This window comes from Cellulomonas citrea, from assembly GCF_009829685.1.
In the GTDB taxonomy this organism is placed as follows: domain Bacteria; phylum Actinomycetota; class Actinomycetes; order Actinomycetales; family Cellulomonadaceae; genus Cellulomonas; species Cellulomonas citrea.
In genome coordinates this window covers 1-16236 of record NZ_VWSD01000064.1, presented here as the reverse complement: position 1 = coordinate 16236, position 16236 = coordinate 1, and the positions used below count along the sequence as shown (strand labels likewise).

Here is a 16236-nt window from a genome sequence, read left to right as displayed (position 1 = left end):
TGCGCCGCCTGCGCGCAGCGCTCCGCGATGAGGGCGAGGTGGCCGGCCAGGTGCTCCCCACCGACCAGCCCGGCCTGGCGCAGGCAGGGTGCGGCGGCGGAGTGCGTGTGCGTCGAGTGCAGCAGCAGATCGGCCGGGTCGAGCCCGCAGCGTGCGCTCACCGCGTCGCGGACCACGCGCTCGTCCTGCGGGTCGGCCCACTCGCACACGTCGAGGCTGAGCAGCACGCGCGGCACACCGTCGTCCGCGACGAGGGCCAGGGCGGTGGCGGTGAGCGGCCGGTGCACGCCGTCGGCGACCTCGTGCTGTGAGGCTCCCCACAGGTGGGTGCGGGTCCCCACGGGCGGTGTGATGTCCGCGCGCGCGACGCCGATGCGGGCATGCAGGTCACCTGCCTGACCGTTCATCGCGCACCTCCCGCCTGCAGTCTGCCGGGTCGACGCTAGGCGCTAACTTGTCAGAGGACAAGTCTCTGACTCAGTTGACCGCTGATGACCAGGCGGCTACTGTTCCGCCCACTATCCGATGGCACCGCGGCCACACCGCGGCTAGGAGGTCGGTACCCCGTGAGCCCCTCGACGTCCCCCACGCCCCGACGGCCCCTGCGGTCCGTCTCGGGTTCCCGCAAGCGCCTCATCGGCGCCGTCGCCGCGACCGGTGCGGCCCTGCTCGCACTCAGCGCGTGCTCGTCCGGCGGGTCCTCCTCGTCCTCGAGCACCGGCGCAGCCGCACCGGCGACGTTCACCGTCGGCACCAGCGCCTCGATCAGCACGCTCGACCCCAACAAGGCGGTCGACCAGGCGCAGCTGCAGATCCTCAACCTCATCGGCGGCACGCTCACCGTCTTCAACAAGGACTACTCCGACGTCGACCCCGGTCTGGCGTCCTCGTGGGACGTCAGCGCCGACGGCCTCACCTACACGTTCCACATCAAGCCCGACCTGAAGTTCTCCGACGGCACCCCGCTCACCGCCAAGGACGTCGCCGCCACCCTCGACTGGGTCGTCAACGACAAGGGCTCGTGGAACGCCGGGATGGTCGCCCACTGGGCCGGCGCCAAGCAGACCGACGACTCCACCGTCGTCCTCACGCTGTCCAGCCCGCAGCCGTCCGTGATCTCGTTGCTCGCGGACCCGGAGATCGGCACCATCCTGCCGGCCGACAAGCTCGGCAACGAGGAGTTCTACGTCAAGCCGATCTCGGCCGGGCCCTACATGATCGACACGTTCGACCCGACCAACGGCAACACCACCCTGGTGCTCAACCCGAACTGGACCGGCGCCACCCCCGCGGTGCCGACCGTCAAGTTCGTCTACATCCAGGACTCCAACACCCGCGGCGTCCAGCTCAAGGGCGGGTCCATCGACCTGGCCGAGAACATCCCGCCGAACACGCTCACCCAGTTCACCGGGAACGTCGCCGGCACCGTGACCCCGGCCTTCGGCGGCAACTTCCTCATCCCGAACGACAAGAACGGGATCCTCACCGACCCGAAGATCCGCCGCGCGGTGTCGATGGTCATCGACCGCAAGCAGATCTCCGACGTCATCTGGGCCGGTCAGGCCAAGCCGCTCTACCAGTTCTGGCCGAACACCTCCACGCTGTCCAACCCGGTGCTGCCCGAGAAGGTCGACGTCGACGGCGCGAAGGCGCTGCTCAAGGGCACGGCGTGCGAGAACGGCTGCGAGCTGAAGTTCGCCTTCATGGCCGGCCAGCAGAGCACCGAGGACCTTGCGGCGCTGCTCACCGAGGACCTCGCCAAGATCGGCGTCACCTTCACCCCGGTGCACGTCGAGGGCGGCGAGATGGGCACGCTGCAGTCGGACTTCTCGTTCGACTTCATCAGCTCGGGCCTGTACGACTACGTCGACCGGGCCGACATCCTGCTCGCCCAGGGCCTGCAGTCCGACGGCGGCACGAACGCGCTGTTCTCGGGCTACTCCTCCCCGGCGATGGACGCCCTCATCGCCAAGGCGATCTCCGCCACCGGCACCGAGCGCACCGACCTCATGCAGCAGATCAACGTGCAGTTCGGGCAGGACATGCCGCTCATCCCGCTGGTCGACTGGGCGTTCGTCAACGCCCAGAGCACCGCGGCCAGCCAGTGGGTGACCTTCGAACCGACCGGGTGGCTGCGCGTGGCCACCAAGACGGCCTGATGTCTCTGGCCACCATGTCGGTCGGCGCCGAGGGTTCCTCGGCGCCGACCGGCGGTGACCCGGCCGGCGCACCCCGCGCCCGCGGCGGCCGGCACGCCGGTCTCGTCCGGGCCCTGGCCAAGCGGCTCGGCCAGACCGCGCTGGTCCTCTTCGGGGTCGTCGTCATCACGTTCGGTCTGCTGCACGCGATCCCCGGCGACCCGGCCCGGCTCATCCTGGGCAAGCTCGCCACCCCGGACAAGGTCGCGACCCTGCGCCACGAGATGGGCCTCGACCAGCCGCTCACCACCCAGTTCGCCACCCTCGTCAAGGGTCTGCTGCACGGCGACCTCGGCACCTCGCTGGTCTCGCGCACGCAGTCGGTGAACGAGCTCGTCGCCCCCGCGTTCGCCAACTCCCTCGGCGTGGTTGCGGTGGCCCTCGTGATCTCCCTCGCCGTCGGGCTCACCGTCGGCATCGTCACCGGCATCCGGCGCAACGACGGCCTCGACCGCGGTCTGCAGGCCCTCATGGTGATCCTGCTGTCCACCCCGCCGTTCATGTTCGGCATGGTGCTGCTGCTCGTCGCGCTCAAGACCAAGATCGCCCCCGCCGGCGGCTGGAACGGCACCCCGCTGCAGTCCCTGGAGTACATCTGGCTGCCGGCCACCGCGCTGTCCGTGGCGCTCGCCCCGGTGATCGCCCGGTCGCTGCGCCAGTCGATCCGGGAGACCTTCGCCCAGGACTTCGTCGAGGCCGCCATCGCCCGCGGCCTGCCGCGGCGCCGCGTCGTGCTGCGCCACGTGCTGCCGAACAGCCTGCTGCCGATCATCGGGCTCATCGGCTACAGCCTCGGCGGGCTCATCGGTGGTGCCGCGGTCGTCGAGGTGGTCTTCAACATCCCCGGCATCGGGTCCCGGATGATGGCCGCCGTCGGCTCGCGCGACTTCCCCGTCGTGCAGGGCATCGCCCTCGTCTCGGCAGTCACCGTCATCGCCTTCAACGCCCTGGCCGACGCCGCCTACTGGATCGTCGACCCCCGGACCAGGACGGCCGCCTCGTGACCACCACGACCCTCGCCCCCACCCCGGCACCACGCCGGCACTGGCTGCGGCTGCCGCACTGGCGGTTCGCCGGCCGGCACCCCAACGGTGCGCTCGCGCTCGGCCTGGGGCTGCTCGGACTCATCGTGCTGCTCACCATCGTCGTGCCGATGCTCTCGCCGCACTCGGCCACCGACATCGCGGGCACCCCGCTGTCCCCGCCGTCCCTCGCGCACCCGTTCGGCACCGACACGGTGGGCCGGGACGTCTTCGTGCGGACCTGGCTGGGCGGTCGCAACGACCTGCTCATGGTGATCCTCGTCGTGCTGGCGTCCTCGACGATCGGCACCCTCGTCGGGGTGGTCGCGGCGATGGGCTCCCCGCTCACCGACTCGGTGCTCATGCGGCTCACCGACGCGATCATCTCCTTCCCCGGGATGATCATCGTGATGGCCATCGCCCTGGTCTTCTCCGACATGGGCGAGGTCGGGCCGTTCCCGCGCGGCGCCCTGCCGGCCGTCATCGCGATCGTCGTCATCAACTGGGCGTCGTACACCCGGCTGGTGCGCGGCGAGGCGCTGAGCATGCGCTCACGTGACTTCGTCACCGCGGCCACCCTGCTCGGGTACTCCAAGTCCCGCATCGTGACCCGCCACCTGCTGCCGAACCTGGCGACCACGGTCGTGGCCTACATGGTGGTGGACGCGATCGTCGCGGTCGTCACCATCGCCGGGATGCCGTTCATCGGCGCCGGCATCCAGCCGCCCGCACCCGAGTGGGGCTCGCTCATGCTCGCCGGGACCACGGTGCTCTACACCGCGTGGTGGGTCACCGTGATGCCGGGCCTGGTCGTCACGGTCTACGGGATCGCACTGTCCCTCATCGCGGACTCCCTGCTCGCCCAGGTCGACGGAGGCGCCCGATGAACCCCGATCTGCTCACCATCACCGGGCTCGGCGTCGAGATCAACGGGCTGCCCGTGCTGTCCGACGTGTCGCTCTCGCTGCCCTCGCACGGTGTGCTGGGCCTGGTCGGCGAGACCGGCTCCGGCAAGTCCCTCACCTGCCGGGCGCTCATGGGCCTGCTGCCGCGGATCGGCGGCACCGTGGTCGCCGGCTCCATGGAGTTCGCCGGCACCACGCTCACCGGGCTCGACGACCGTGGCTGGGCGAAGGTCCGCGGCCGGCAGATCGGCTTCGTGCCGCAGGCCTCGCTCAACGCGCTCGACCCGGTGATGACCGTCGGTGCCCAGCTCAAGGAGGCCGTGCGGCTGCTCGACCCGGGCACCGACGTGAAGGCCCGCTCGCACGAGCTGCTCGACCTGGTGCGGCTGCCCGACCCGGCGCACGTGCTGCGCCGCTACCCGCACGAGCTGTCCGGCGGCATGCGGCAGCGCGTGATGATCGCCCTCGCCCTCGCCGGGCGCCCCCGGCTGCTCGTGGCCGACGAGCCCACCACCGCCCTCGACGTGACGGTGCAGAAGGCGATCCTCGAGGTGTTCGCCGACCTGCGCACCGCCACCGGGATGAGCCTGCTGCTGGTCACCCACGACCTGGGCGTGGTGGCCGACGTCGCGGACACGATCGCCGTGATGTACGGCGGGACCGTCGTCGAGCTGGGCAGCACGCAGCAGGTGATGACCGACCCGTCGCACCCCTACACCGCGGCGCTGCTGGGCGCCCGGCCGACCACGCGTGCCGCCGGCGAACGTCTGGTCACCATCCCCGGGGTGCCCGCGGTCCCGGGCCAGTGGCCGACCGGCTGCCGGTTCGCCCCGCGCTGCGAGTGGGCCCGCGACGTGTGCCGCACGCAGCAGCCGGCCCTGCTCCCCCTGGCCGACGACCGGTCGAGCGCCTGCCACGGCTGGCCGGCCCCGCACGAGGAGGCGCACGCCCATGTCTGACCTGCTGCTGGAGGTCACGGACGCCGAGTTCCGCTACGCCAAGGGCGCCCCGCCCGCGGCGCACCACATCACGCTGGCGGTGCGGGCCGGCGACTCCCTCGGGATCGTCGGGGAGAGCGGCAGCGGCAAGACCACCATCGGCCGCGGCCTCGTGGGCTCGTTGCACCCGAGCGCGGGTGCGGTGCTCGTGCAGGGCCGCCCGTGGAAGTCGATCCGGCGCCGGGACCCGGTGCGTCGCGTCGTGCAGATGGTGTTCCAGGACCCGTACGCCTCGCTCAACCCGATGCTGTCCGCGGTGGGCACCGTCGCCGAGGTGGTCCGGGTGTGGGACGGGCTGGCGGCCCGTCCGGCGGTCGCACGAGCCGAGGAGATCCTCGCCGAGGTGGGCCTCACCGGTGAGGTGATCACCCGCCGGCCGGCCGGGCTGTCCGGCGGTCAGCGCCAGCGCGTCGGCATCGCCCGGGCCCTGGCCTGCGGCCCGCAGGTGCTCGTGGCCGACGAGCCGACGTCGGCGCTCGACGTGTCGGTGCAGGCCAACGTGCTCAACCTGCTGCTCGACCTGCGAGAGAGCCGCGGGCTGGCGCTCGTGCTCATCTCGCACGACCTATCGGTGGTGGACTACCTCACCGAGCGCGCGATGGTGATGTACCGCGGTGAGGTCGTCGAGTCCGGGCCCACCGGGTCGCTGCTGTCCGACCCGCAGCACCCGTACACGCGCGAGCTCATCGACTCGATCCCGGGCCGGTCGGCGCTGCCACCCGCAGCCTGAAGCCACCGGTCAGGCGCCGCCCCGGCTCCAGGACGGCCAGCCCGGCGCCCGGGACACCGGCCTCGAGCAGGGCGTGCGCACCGTTGACGTGCGTCACCGGTTCGACCGCGAAGTAGGCGCGCCCGCGCGGCACGTAGACCACAAGGTGGGAGTACACCGGGTCGCCGGTGAGCGCCAGCTCGAGGTCGTCGTAGGCGATGACGGCACGCGCGCCCTGCGGGCCGAACCCGGTGAGGCAGTCGTCGACCGGTCGGTCGCCGACCGTGCGGGCGGTGCGGAAGTCCAGCCGCTCGGTGACCGGGACGGCCGGTCCGGTGGCGATCGCCCCGACCAGGTCGTAGCAGGCCTCCGCAGGCACCTGCAGCCGGGCGCCGCCGTCGGCGGGGCGCAGGTGGCGCTGGAAGAAGGGGTGGTGCCCGAACCCGGCCGGGAAGGGCTCGTCGTCCTCGTTGGTCAGCCAGGTGTGCACGAGCAGGTCCGGCCCGTCGACCCGGTAGCCGATCCCGGCGGCGAACCGCCACGGGAAGTTGACGCCCACCAGGTCCGCGCTGGTGAGGGCGAGCTCGACGAGGTCGTCGCGCCGGGTCACCACGTCCCACGGGTAGTCCAGGACCGTGCCGTGGCTGGCCGTCCCGTCGTCGGCGTTGCGGCGCAGCTGCCAGGTGCGTCCGCCGAACCGCAGCAGCCCCTCCCCGATCCGGTTGGACCACGGGATGAGCGGGTAGGACGCGGTGCGCTCGGCCCGGCGCAGGGCGGCGGCCGGGGTCGGACGCAGCACGTCGACCAGGCCGTCCTCGGTGGCGACCCGGCCGAACGCGAGGGTCCCGCCGGTGGCCGGCAGCACCCCGACCTGCCAGGTCGACGAGGTGAGGACAGGCAGGTCGAGGGTCACCGCACGAGGGTATCGGCCCAGGTGGGGGCCTCCGGACGTGGCCGGCGACGACGGCTCAGACCGGACGTGAGCCGTCCCAGCCCCGGGGGCTGAGGTCGGGTCGCTGGTTCGCGTACTGCGGGTCCTCCAGCAGCGGCGAGGAGATCACCAGGTCGGCGGTGGCGACGTTGCAGGCCATCGGTGCGTTCCACACGGTCGCGATGCGCAGCAGCGCCTTGACGTCGGGGTCGTGCGGCTGCGGCTCGAGCGGGTCCCAGAAGAAGATGAGGGTGTCGATGCCGCCCTCGGCGATCTTCGCGCCGATCTGCTGGTCGCCCCCGACCGGGCCGGACAGGAACCGGTGCACCTTGAGGCCCAGCTCGAACTCGAGCATCGTCCCGGTGGTGCCGGTCGAGTACAGCTGGTGGCGGGACAGCGTGCCGCGGTTGAACTCGGCCCAGCGCAGCAGCTCGACCTTCTTGTTGTCGTGCGCGACCAGGGCGATGTGGCGGACGGCGGGCGCGGTGGCCATGACGTGCTCCTGTCGGTGCGGGGGTGGGACGGCCTGGTGGTCCCACGGTACGGAGGTCAGGGCCGGTCGCGCCCCGCCGCCCCCGGGTCGGCGTACCAGCGCTCCAACCAGTCGCCCGCCTCGTCCTGGTCCATCGGCTTGGCGATGAGGTAGCCCTGCAACCGGTCGGCGCCGGCGGCGCGGGCGGTGTCCCGCTGCTCGGCCGTCTCGACGCCCTCGACCACGGTGCGCGCACCCGTGACGGCCGCCAACGAGATGAGCTGGGCGAACAGCGCCGTGTCGGCGGGCAGCTTCATGGTGAACGACCGGTCGATCTTGATCGTGTCGATCGGCAGCTCACGCAGGTAGACCAACGAGCTGTACCCGGTGCCGAAGTCGTCGAGCGCGATGTGCACGCCGACCGCGCGCAGCCGGGCCAGGACGGCGGCGGTCTTCACCACATCGCTCATGAGGACCGACTCGGTGATCTCCAGCTCGAGCGCCCCGGCCGGGAGCCCGGCCTGCGCCAGCGCGGCGGCGACCACGGCGGGCAGCCCGGGGTGGTCGAGCTGGCGGGGCGAGACGTTGACCGCGATCTGCAGGGTCGGGTCGTGCAGGTCACGCCAGGTGCGCATCTGCAGGCAGGCGGTCCGCAGCACGTGGGCACCCAGCTCCTGGATGAGCCCGAGGTCCTCGGCGATGGGGACGAAGACGTCCGGCGGCACCGGCCCGCGCTCGGGCATGCTCCACCGCGCGAGGGCCTCGAAGCCGACCAGGCGGCTGCTGCCGTCCGGGCACCAGGAGACCACCGGCTGGTAGGCCACCGTGACCTGGTCCAGCTCGACGGCCCGGCGCAGCGCCTCACCGAGGCTCATCCGCTCCTCGACGGCCGCGCGGGCCGAGTCGTCGAACACCGCCACCTGGTCGCGGCCGTGCTCCTTGGCCTGGTAGAGCGCCAGGTCCGCGTCGCGCAGCAGGCTGGCCGACGAGCCGGCCCCGGCGGCACGGGCCACCCCGACCGACAGCGTCGCGGTGACCGGCCGCCCCTCGACCTGCAGCGGTTCGCGCAGGGCGGCGCAGATCTGCTCGGCCACCTCGCTGGCCTCGGCGAGACCGCGGGACCGCAGCAGCACGGCGAACTCGTCGCCGCCCAGCCGGGCGACGTCGTCCTGGTCCTCGACGGTGGCACGCAGCCGGGCGGCCAGGGCGACCAGCACGAGGTCCCCCACGACGTGGCCGAGGGCGTCGTTGAGCACCTTGAAGTTGTCGACGTCGCAGAACAGCACGCTCACCGGCTCACCGGACGCCAGCGATGCGGTGAGCCGGTCGGCGAACAGGGACCGGTTGGGCAGCCCGGTGAGGATGTCGTGCGTCGCCAGGTGGAGCAGCCGCTCCCGCTGCTGCGTGCTGGCGGTCACGTCGGCGACCATGCACGCGGTGCCGACGGTGCGCCGGGCCACCGCCACCGGGAACACGCTGGCGGTCCAGCGGTGCCCTCCGTGCTCCAGGAGCAGGCGGTCGACGCGCCGCCCGGAGACGAGCGAGGTGGCGACCGCCTCGGCCAGTGGCGGCGCCAGGTCGAGCTCGTCGACCCGCATCCCGAGCCGGGCCGGCGCGCGCACGTCCCGGACCTGGTCGATCCGGGAGTTCCAGAACTGGAGCCGGGCCGAGCGGTCGACGACCGCGAACGCGACGGGCGCGGCCCCGAGGCAGGCGTCGAGCAGGGCGGCGAGATGGTCGTGCTCGTCCGCGACGCGGCGCAGCGCCTCGGCCGCGGCCCGCGCGAACAGCCCGACGAGCAGCAGGGAGACCGCGCGCAGCACGTCGACCGCGAACGGGCCGTACGCCGGCGGCAGCACGGTGGCCAGGTAGGCGAGCGGGACGACGGCGACGAGGACGTAGGCGGCGACGGGCGGCAGCACGACCGGGTAGACGGCGACGACGACGAAATACCACAGCAGCACGTAGTCCGACCCGCTGTCGTGCAGCTCCAGCAGCAGCAGGCCGAGCAGCACGACGGCCGCGGCCCGGGTGAGGACGGCGCCGTTCGAGCGCCAGCCGGCGTAGCCCGCCACGGCCAGGGCGGCCAGAACCGCGGCGGCCGCCCGGTAGGAGTCGACGTGGTTCGCGGTGGACGCGACGACCAGGGCGTGCACCGCGAGCGCCGCAGTGACGGTGACCTCGAGCAGGGCCAGGCGGCGGACCGGCGGCGGGGCCCGGTGCCCGCCGGCGCGCGCGCCGGGCCGTCGTCCACTCACCGCTCCCCCGATCCTGCGTGGAGCCGGTGGACGCGGCTGGCGCGTCCTTCCCCGGTGCTTGGCGCCGACGTGCGAGACCGGCTCGGCGACGTCGGGCCTGGTCGCGCGGGTCGCGCAACCCCTGTGGCGCCGTGTGCCCATGATGCGACTCGCGGCGCCGGGGCGCACCTAGACCACCCGTGCGGTGGACCGGTCGCGCAGGTGACGTACAGTAGACGTACTAGTTCGTCTACATATGGGAGCGCGCCATGACCACCCTCTACACCGCGACCGCCACCTCGACCGGTGAGGGCCGCCGCGGCGGTCGCGCCGTGACCGACGACGGCGCGCTCGACGTCGTCCTGGCCGTCCCGACCGCCCTCGGCGGCGCCGGCGGCGGCACCAACCCCGAGCAGCTGTTCGCCGCGGGCTGGTCCTCGTGCTTCCACTCGGCCCTCAAGCAGGTCGCCGCCGCCGACAAGATCGCGCTCACCGGCTCCCAGGTCGTGGCGCACATCGGCCTGGTGCCCAACGGCGAGGCCGGCTACACCATCGAGGCCCAGCTCGACGTCACCCTCCCGCAGCTCGACCAGGCCGAGGCCGAGCGCCTCGTCGCCCGCGCGCACGAGGTCTGCCCCTACTCCAACGCCACGCGCGGCAACATCGCCGTCACGCTCACCACGAGCACCGCAGCACCCGTCGCCTGAGCACCCCGGCCGGCCCGACAGGTCCGGCCCCGTCCCGGCCGGACCGGGTCCCGTCGCCGCCCGTCGAGTGCGTCGCAGGCGCCCGGCCCGGCCGGTCACGCAAGGATGAGGCCATGAGCATGCTGGACGCCCTCGCCGACCCGGCCGCACCCGTCGTCGGCCACCCGCGCCGCGACGGCGGCCAGTCCGAGGCGGCCCGGCGCATCCTGGCGGCGGCCGCACCGCGGTTCTACCTCGACGGCATCCGCGCGGTGAGCGCCGACGCCGTGATGGCCGCCGCCGAGGTCACCAAGGCGACCTTCTACCGGCACTTCCCCACCAAGAACCACCTCGTCGCCGCCTACCTGGCGACCATGTCGGCGGCCGAGCAGCACACCGTGTCGACCTGGCGCGCACAGCACCCCGGCGACCCGGGCGCCGTCCTGCGCCGGTACGCCGAGACGCTGGCCAGCCAGGCCTGCGGCGCCGGGTTCCGCGGCTGCCCGTTCCTCAACGCCCTCGCCGAGTACCCCGAGGCCGAGAACCCCGTGCGCACCGTCGTGGACGGGCACCGTCGCTGGATGCTGGCCACCACCACGCAGCTGCTCACCGAGCTGGGCCTGGCCGATGCGCGCGGCACCGCCCTGGCCCTCGTCATGCTGCGCGACGGGGCGATGGTCGCCGACGCCACCCCCGAGCTGGTCGGCACCGCGCTGACCAGCGCCGGGGCGGTGCTCGTGCACGCGGCGCGGCACTCACGCTGACCTGCGGGCGCAGGCCTAGCGTCGGGGTGCACCCGTCAGCCCGTCGCCCGTCCTCCTGGGGGTCCTGCCATGAACGTGCACCGCAACGCCGTCGGCCACGAGGGCGACCCGTCCGGCGACATCGTGCTCAACCCGCTGTTCGCCCGGCCCGGTGAGGCCACGACCCTCCCCCGCCACCGGTTGCCCGAGGACGAGTCCCTGCCGGAGACCGCGTACCAGATCGTGCACGACGAGGCGATGCTCGACGGCAACGCCCGGCTCAACCTGGCGACCTTCGTCGGCACCTGGATGGACTCGCACGCCGAGCGGCTGTACGCCGAGGCGTTCGACAAGAACATGGTCGACAAGGACGAGTACCCGGCGACCGCCGCCATCGAGGCCCGCTGCGCCACGATCCTGGCCGACCTGTGGCACGCCCCCGACCCGGAGCAGGCGATCGGCACCTCCACCGTCGGGTCCTCCGAGGCGGCGATGCTCGGCGGGCTGGCCCTCAAGCGCCGCTGGCAGCATGCGCGTCGCGCCGCGGGACAGCCCACCGACCGGCCCAACCTGGTGATGTCCAGCGCGGTGCAGGTGTGCTGGGAGAAGTTCTGCACCTACTTCGAGGTCGAGCCGCGCTACGTGCCGATCAGCGCCGAGCACCCCGTGCTCGACGGGCACGACCTGGCCGCCTACGTCGACGAGAACACGATCGGCGTGGTCGCCATCCTCGGCGTCACCTACACCGGGATGTACGAGCCCGTCGCCCAGATCTGTGCCGCCCTCGACGAGCTCCAGGCGAGCGCCGGCCTGGACGTGCAGGTGCACGTCGACGGGGCGTCGGGGTCGATGGTCGCCCCGTTCATCCAGCCCGACCTCGTGTGGGACTTCCGGCTGCCGCGGGTGGCGTCGGTCAACACCTCGGGCCACAAGTACGGGCTGGTGTACCCGGGTCTGGGCTGGATCGTGTGGCGGGACCGCGCGGCGCTGCCCGAGGAGCTCATCTTCTCCGTGAGCTACCTCGGCGGGGACATGCCGACCCTGGCGCTCAACTTCTCCCGGCCCGGTGCGCAGGTGCTGCTGCAGTACTACCAGTTCCTGCGGCTGGGTCGGTCGGGCTTCACCAAGGTCCAGCAGTCCTCGTCCGACGTGGCCCAGCACCTGGCGCACGAGATCGGCGCCATGCCCGCGTTCGAGCTGTGGAACGACGGGTCGGACATCCCGGTGTTCGCCTGGCGGCTGCGCGCGGGCCACACGGACAACTGGAACCTGTACCACCTGTCCGACCGACTGCGCTCGCGGGGCTGGCTGGTCCCGGCCTACCCGATGCCGGCCGACCTGCAGGAGGTCACGGTGCAGCGCATCGTCGTGCGCAACGGGCTGTCGATGGACCTCGCCGAGTCCTTCCTGGAGGACCTGCGGGCGCAGGTGGCCTGGTTGGACAGCCTCGAGGGGCCGATGCCGGCGGTGCGGCAGACCGGCTTCCACCACTGAGGCGCGCGGCGACCGGCGGGTCCGGGGCAGCCCCGGACCCGGCCGGTGCACGTCACGGCGTGAGGACGAGCTTGCCCCGCACGTGCCCGGTGAGGCTGAGCTCGTAGGCCTGCACCGCCTCGGCGAACGCGAAGCGCTGCACCTCGATCGACAGCGCACCGGAGGCGAGCAGCCGGTTCCCCTCAGCGAGCGCGTCGGCGGCACGCGAGTCGGCGCCACCGCCCGTGAGCTGGATCCCGGCGGCCGCGGCCTCGAAGTTCGCGATCGACAGCACCTGGTGCGGCGTCGCCACGAGGCCGAGGAGCACGTCGACGTCCGTCTTGCCGGCGACGTCGAACACGACGTCCACCTCGCCGGCGGCGGCCGCGCGCACCCGCTCGGCGAGGCCGTCGCCGTAGACCACCGGAGTCGCACCGATCGCCCGCAGACGCTCCTGGTTGGCCGGCCCCGCGGAGGCGACCACCCGGATCCCGCGCGCGACGGCCACCTGGACCAGCACCGCCCCGACCCCGCCGGAGCCACCGTCGACGAACAGCGTCTGCCCCGGCTCGGCACCGAGCAGCCGCAGCCCCCGCTCAGAGGTCTCGACCGCCACCCCCGCGGCGGCGGCCACGAGCGGGTCGACCCCGTCGGGCACCGGCACCCACGAGCCGAGCACGGCGTGCTCCGCCTGGGTGGCTGAGCCCAGACCCCACACCAGGTCGCCGACATGCACGTCGACCACGCCGTCACCGACCTCGTCGACGACGCCCGCACCGTCCCGCCCGAGGTACCCGGTCCCGGTCAACGGCTGGCCGCCGGACATGAACCCGCCGGCGACCTTCCAGTCGACCGGGTTGATGCTGGCGCCGAGCACCCGGACGCGAACCTCACCGGGGCCGGCGTGCGGCTCGGGCGCCAGCGCCCAACGAAGGACCTCCGGACCACCGAACTCAGCGAACTGCAGTGCGTGCACGGCCAGCTCCTCCCGGCGCCCGGTACCGGACGCGACTTCGTGCCCAACCGTGCGACGCGGGGGGATGTTCCGCCACAGGTGCCCGGCCCGGGGCGGCGGCACCACCGGTCGGCGCTGGTCTAGGGTCGCTGGACGTGGACCTCGTCGTGGACCGACCGCACATCGTGTTCCCCGGCGGCGAGCCGGTGCTCGCCGCCCAGCTGGCCACCGGACCGCTCGCCGACCGGCTGCGCGCCGTCGGTCGCCTCACCGTGCACGACGACCTGCCGACCCCCGACGAGGCCGCAGCGCGGCTGCTCGACGCCGACCTCGCGATCATCGGCACCCACCTGACGGCGCAGTCCCTCGAGCAGATCGCGGGCCGCACCCGGCTGCTGGCCTTCGCCGGCACCGGCGCCGCCAGCTACATCGACCTGCCCACCGCCCGACGCCTCGCCATCACGGTCACCAACGTCACCGGGTACGGCGACCGGGCGGTCGCCGAGCTCGCCCTCGCCCTGCTCCTGGCCAGCGCCCGCGGCGTCCTCGACGGCGACGCGGCGATCCGTGCGGGCGACTGGTCCGGGTTCGCCGGCACCGAGCTGTTCGGTGCGAAGGTCGGGGTGGTGGGGGTCGGTGCCGTCGGGCGCGCCTTCACCGCCCTGGTCGCCGCCCTGGGGATGCGGGTGCTCGTGCACGACGTGCACCCCGTGACCGACCTGGCCGCGCTCGCCGGGCCCGACGCCCGCCAGGTGCCGCTCGACGAGCTGCTCGCCACCGCCGACGCCGTGAGCCTGCACCTGCCGCTCACCGACGCGACCCGCGGCCTGCTCACCGCCGAGCACCTCGACCTGCTGCGCCCCGGCACGATCCTGGTGAACACCGCCCGCGCCGAGCTCATCGCCCCGGGTGCGCTGGCGGCCCGCCTGGCCCGCGGCGACCTGCGAGCGGCGTGCGACGTGTTCGACCCCGAACCGCTGCCCGCCGACGACGCGCTGCTGCGCACCCCGCACACCGTGCTCACCCCGCACCTGGGCTTCCGCACCCCGCAGGCCCTGGCCCGGATGGCCGCCGGCGCTGTGGAGTGCGTCGAGGCGTTCGCCGCCGGGACGCCCGTGCGGGTGGTGAGCTGAGGGGCCGCTCAGGGCTCGGCCCTATCCTGTCCGCGCAGGTCAAGGCCCTTCTCTGCAGCTCGAAACCCCCCCAGCACGGAGGTCACCATGTCGCACGCGGTCGTTCTCGTCTCCGGCGGTGCCGCCGTCACGCCGTTCACCACCCCGGACCACGCCGCGGGCAGCGGGCTGGCGGCCGGCAACACGATGACGGCGTTGCGCAGCCACCTGCTCGACCAGGGGCGCACGGTCTTCACCGCACCGGCCCGCCTGGGCGTGGGCGAGGTGCACGAGGACACCGGCTGGCAGGGGTTCGCCGATGTGCCGCTGGTGCTCCCGGCCGAGATGACCGTCAACTCGGCGGGCGACATCGACGCGGCCGGCGCCGCCCTCGCCCGGTTCGTCGCCTACCTCGTGCAGGAGCACGGCGTCGACGACCTCGACCTGGTGGTGCACTCGATGGGCGGCCTGTTCTCCCGGGCGGCGCTGCGCCACGGGCTCGACGAGGGTGCCGCGCTGCCCGTCCGGCGCCTGGTCACGCTGGGCACGCCGTGGACGGGGTCGCTGCTCGGCGACTTCCACGCGGGCGACCTCACGCTCGCCGACGCCCAGGACGACCCGGCCACGCTCGCCCTGTTCCACGCGACCGACGCCTACGCGGAAGAGAACTCCCAGGGCGCCGCCGAGGAGGTCACCGCGCGCTACCTGGCCGGCATCGACGGCTGGAACTCCCGGCAGGCCGGTGTGCTCGCCGACATCCCGGTCACCCTGGTCGCGGGAACCTACTTCCACGCCGCCGAGCAGCCCCCGACGCTGTGGCCGCACGACGGTCTGGTGCAGCGCGCGAGCGCCCTCGCGGTGGACGTGCCGGCCGATGTGCTGGCGAGCCACCACGACGTCGAGCTGGCCGACGTGCACTCGATCTTCATCGCCGACCAGTTCGACCTGCCCTGGGAGAAGGGCCTCACGTGGGACCCGGCGGTGTTCGAGGTGGTCGACGCCGCACTCGCCGGCTGAGCCCCGGGGCCGGCCGACCCCAAGGACCCATGCGCACGCACGCGCCCGGTGGTTGCCTGGCAGGTGCGCGGGGTCCGCGTGTGGTCGTCCGAAGGAGAACGCCCGATGAACGTGCCGACCCGATGATCCCCGTCGGTCTGGGTGCCGCGGTGGTGGCCGCGCTCGGCTACGGGATCACCCCCGTGTGCGCCCGACGGGCCGTGCGGCTCGTGGGCTTCGTGCGGGCCAACGCCGGGCGGCTGCTGCTGGCGCTCGTCGTGCTCGGTGCCGTCGCCTTCGCGACCGGGCGCGGGTTCGGCAGTCAGCTGCCGGCGTTCGTGCTCGCCGGGGCGATCGGCTTCGGCATCGGCGGGCTGGCGATGTTCCGCGCGCTCCCGCTGCTCGGGGCACCGCTGGCCGAGCTGCTGGTGGAGACCCTCGCGGCGTTCACCGCGGCCACGCTGGCCTGGGTGTGGTTCGCCGATGCGCTCACCGGGCCGGTGATCGGCGCGTGCGTCGTCATCCTCGTGGGCGTCGTGCTCGGTCTGGTGCCGTACCTGCGGGGCGCGGGCCGGCCGCCGGGTGTGCGGCTGGGGGTCGGGCTGGCGGTGCTCGCCGCGCTCGCCCAGGGGGTGAGCGCCGTGCTCAGCCGGCGCGCCCTGCTCGCGGTGCAGAAGGCCGCCCCGGTGCCCGGCGGGCCGTCGCACTCGTTGGCGTACGTGTCCTCTGCCGCGTTCGACCGGCTGCTCGGCGGGTGCGCGGTCGCGCTGCTCGTCCTCGTCGCGGTGCACCTGGCGGC

The 16236-nt window shown here is 73.4% G+C and carries 15 protein-coding genes and 1 pseudogene; 11 read left to right on the top strand and 5 right to left on the bottom strand.

Annotated features, from left to right (window positions below):
• Positions 1-407, bottom strand: a pseudogene (locus tag F2B26_RS08955) (hypothetical protein); the annotation flags it as partial.
• Positions 408-566: 159 nt separating this feature from the next.
• Between F2B26_RS08955 and F2B26_RS08950 the strand changes: the two are divergent.
• The 5 genes from F2B26_RS08950 to F2B26_RS08930 are packed head-to-tail and all read left to right on the top strand — an operon-like array spanning position 567 to position 5853.
• Complete coding sequence (locus tag F2B26_RS08950) at positions 567-2159, top strand: ABC transporter substrate-binding protein (RefSeq protein WP_159808523.1); 1593 nt, start codon at positions 567-569, stop codon at positions 2157-2159.
• Complete coding sequence (locus tag F2B26_RS08945; RefSeq protein WP_159808521.1) at positions 2159-3202, top strand: ABC transporter permease; 1044 nt, start codon at positions 2159-2161, stop codon at positions 3200-3202. Before F2B26_RS08950 ends, F2B26_RS08945 begins: the two co-directional genes overlap by 1 nt.
• Positions 3199-4107, top strand: a complete 909-nt coding sequence (locus F2B26_RS08940; RefSeq protein WP_159808519.1) for an ABC transporter permease — start codon at positions 3199-3201, stop codon at positions 4105-4107. Before F2B26_RS08945 ends, F2B26_RS08940 begins: the two co-directional genes overlap by 4 nt.
• Positions 4104-5084 (top strand): ABC transporter ATP-binding protein, encoded by a 981-nt coding sequence (locus F2B26_RS08935; RefSeq protein ID WP_159808517.1) that lies wholly within the window; start codon positions 4104-4106, stop codon positions 5082-5084. Before F2B26_RS08940 ends, F2B26_RS08935 begins: the two co-directional genes overlap by 4 nt.
• Positions 5077-5853 (top strand): ABC transporter ATP-binding protein, encoded by a 777-nt coding sequence (locus F2B26_RS08930; RefSeq protein ID WP_159808515.1) that lies wholly within the window; start codon positions 5077-5079, stop codon positions 5851-5853. Before F2B26_RS08935 ends, F2B26_RS08930 begins: the two co-directional genes overlap by 8 nt.
• Here F2B26_RS08930 and F2B26_RS08925 read toward each other — a convergent pair.
• The 3 genes from F2B26_RS08925 to F2B26_RS08915 are packed head-to-tail and all read right to left on the bottom strand — an operon-like array spanning position 5807 to position 9493.
• A complete protein-coding gene (locus tag F2B26_RS08925; protein WP_159808513.1) occupies positions 5807-6745 on the bottom strand; it encodes an aldose 1-epimerase in 939 nt (312 codons plus the stop codon). The genes F2B26_RS08930 and F2B26_RS08925 overlap by 47 nt on opposite strands.
• 55 nt (positions 6746-6800) lie before the next feature.
• The gene (locus F2B26_RS08920; RefSeq protein ID WP_159808511.1) at positions 6801-7256 is read right to left on the bottom strand and encodes a methylglyoxal synthase; all 456 of its coding nucleotides are present in this window, start codon (positions 7254-7256) and stop codon (positions 6801-6803) included.
• A gap of 56 nt (positions 7257-7312) precedes the next feature.
• The gene (locus tag F2B26_RS08915) at positions 7313-9493 is read right to left on the bottom strand and encodes a putative bifunctional diguanylate cyclase/phosphodiesterase (RefSeq protein ID WP_159808509.1); all 2181 of its coding nucleotides are present in this window, start codon (positions 9491-9493) and stop codon (positions 7313-7315) included.
• 248 nt (positions 9494-9741) lie between these two features.
• On the opposite strand from F2B26_RS08915, the gene F2B26_RS08910 reads away from it, so the two are divergent.
• The 3 genes from F2B26_RS08910 to gad all read left to right on the top strand — a co-directional run bounded on the left by F2B26_RS08910 (position 9742) and on the right by gad (position 12395).
• Positions 9742-10179, top strand: coding sequence for an organic hydroperoxide resistance protein (locus tag F2B26_RS08910; protein WP_159808507.1), 438 nt, complete (start codon positions 9742-9744; stop codon positions 10177-10179).
• Between the two features lie 113 nt (positions 10180-10292).
• A complete protein-coding gene (locus F2B26_RS08905; RefSeq protein ID WP_159808505.1) occupies positions 10293-10922 on the top strand; it encodes a TetR/AcrR family transcriptional regulator in 630 nt (209 codons plus the stop codon).
• Between the two features lie 69 nt (positions 10923-10991).
• Entirely contained in the window at positions 10992-12395 is a 1404-nt protein-coding gene (gene gad, locus F2B26_RS08900) for a glutamate decarboxylase (protein WP_159808503.1), read from the top strand.
• A 52-nt stretch (positions 12396-12447) separates the two neighbouring features.
• Here the strand turns inward: gad and F2B26_RS08895 are convergent, their stop codons facing one another.
• Positions 12448-13350: a zinc-binding dehydrogenase gene (locus F2B26_RS08895; RefSeq protein ID WP_159808501.1), complete on the bottom strand. Its 903-nt coding sequence runs from the start codon at positions 13348-13350 to the stop codon at positions 12448-12450.
• 134 nt (positions 13351-13484) lie between these two features.
• Here F2B26_RS08895 and F2B26_RS08890 point away from each other — a divergent pair, with 134 nt between their 5' ends.
• From F2B26_RS08890 to F2B26_RS08880, 3 genes are all read left to right on the top strand, one after another.
• Complete coding sequence (locus tag F2B26_RS08890) at positions 13485-14462, top strand: NAD(P)-dependent oxidoreductase (RefSeq protein WP_159808499.1); 978 nt, start codon at positions 13485-13487, stop codon at positions 14460-14462.
• 87 nt (positions 14463-14549) lie between these two features.
• Positions 14550-15458 (top strand): esterase/lipase family protein, encoded by a 909-nt coding sequence (locus tag F2B26_RS08885; protein ID WP_159808497.1) that lies wholly within the window; start codon positions 14550-14552, stop codon positions 15456-15458.
• A gap of 122 nt (positions 15459-15580) precedes the next feature.
• A partial coding sequence (locus tag F2B26_RS08880; protein WP_159808495.1) for an EamA family transporter occupies positions 15581-16236 on the top strand: 656 nt, incomplete at its 3' end.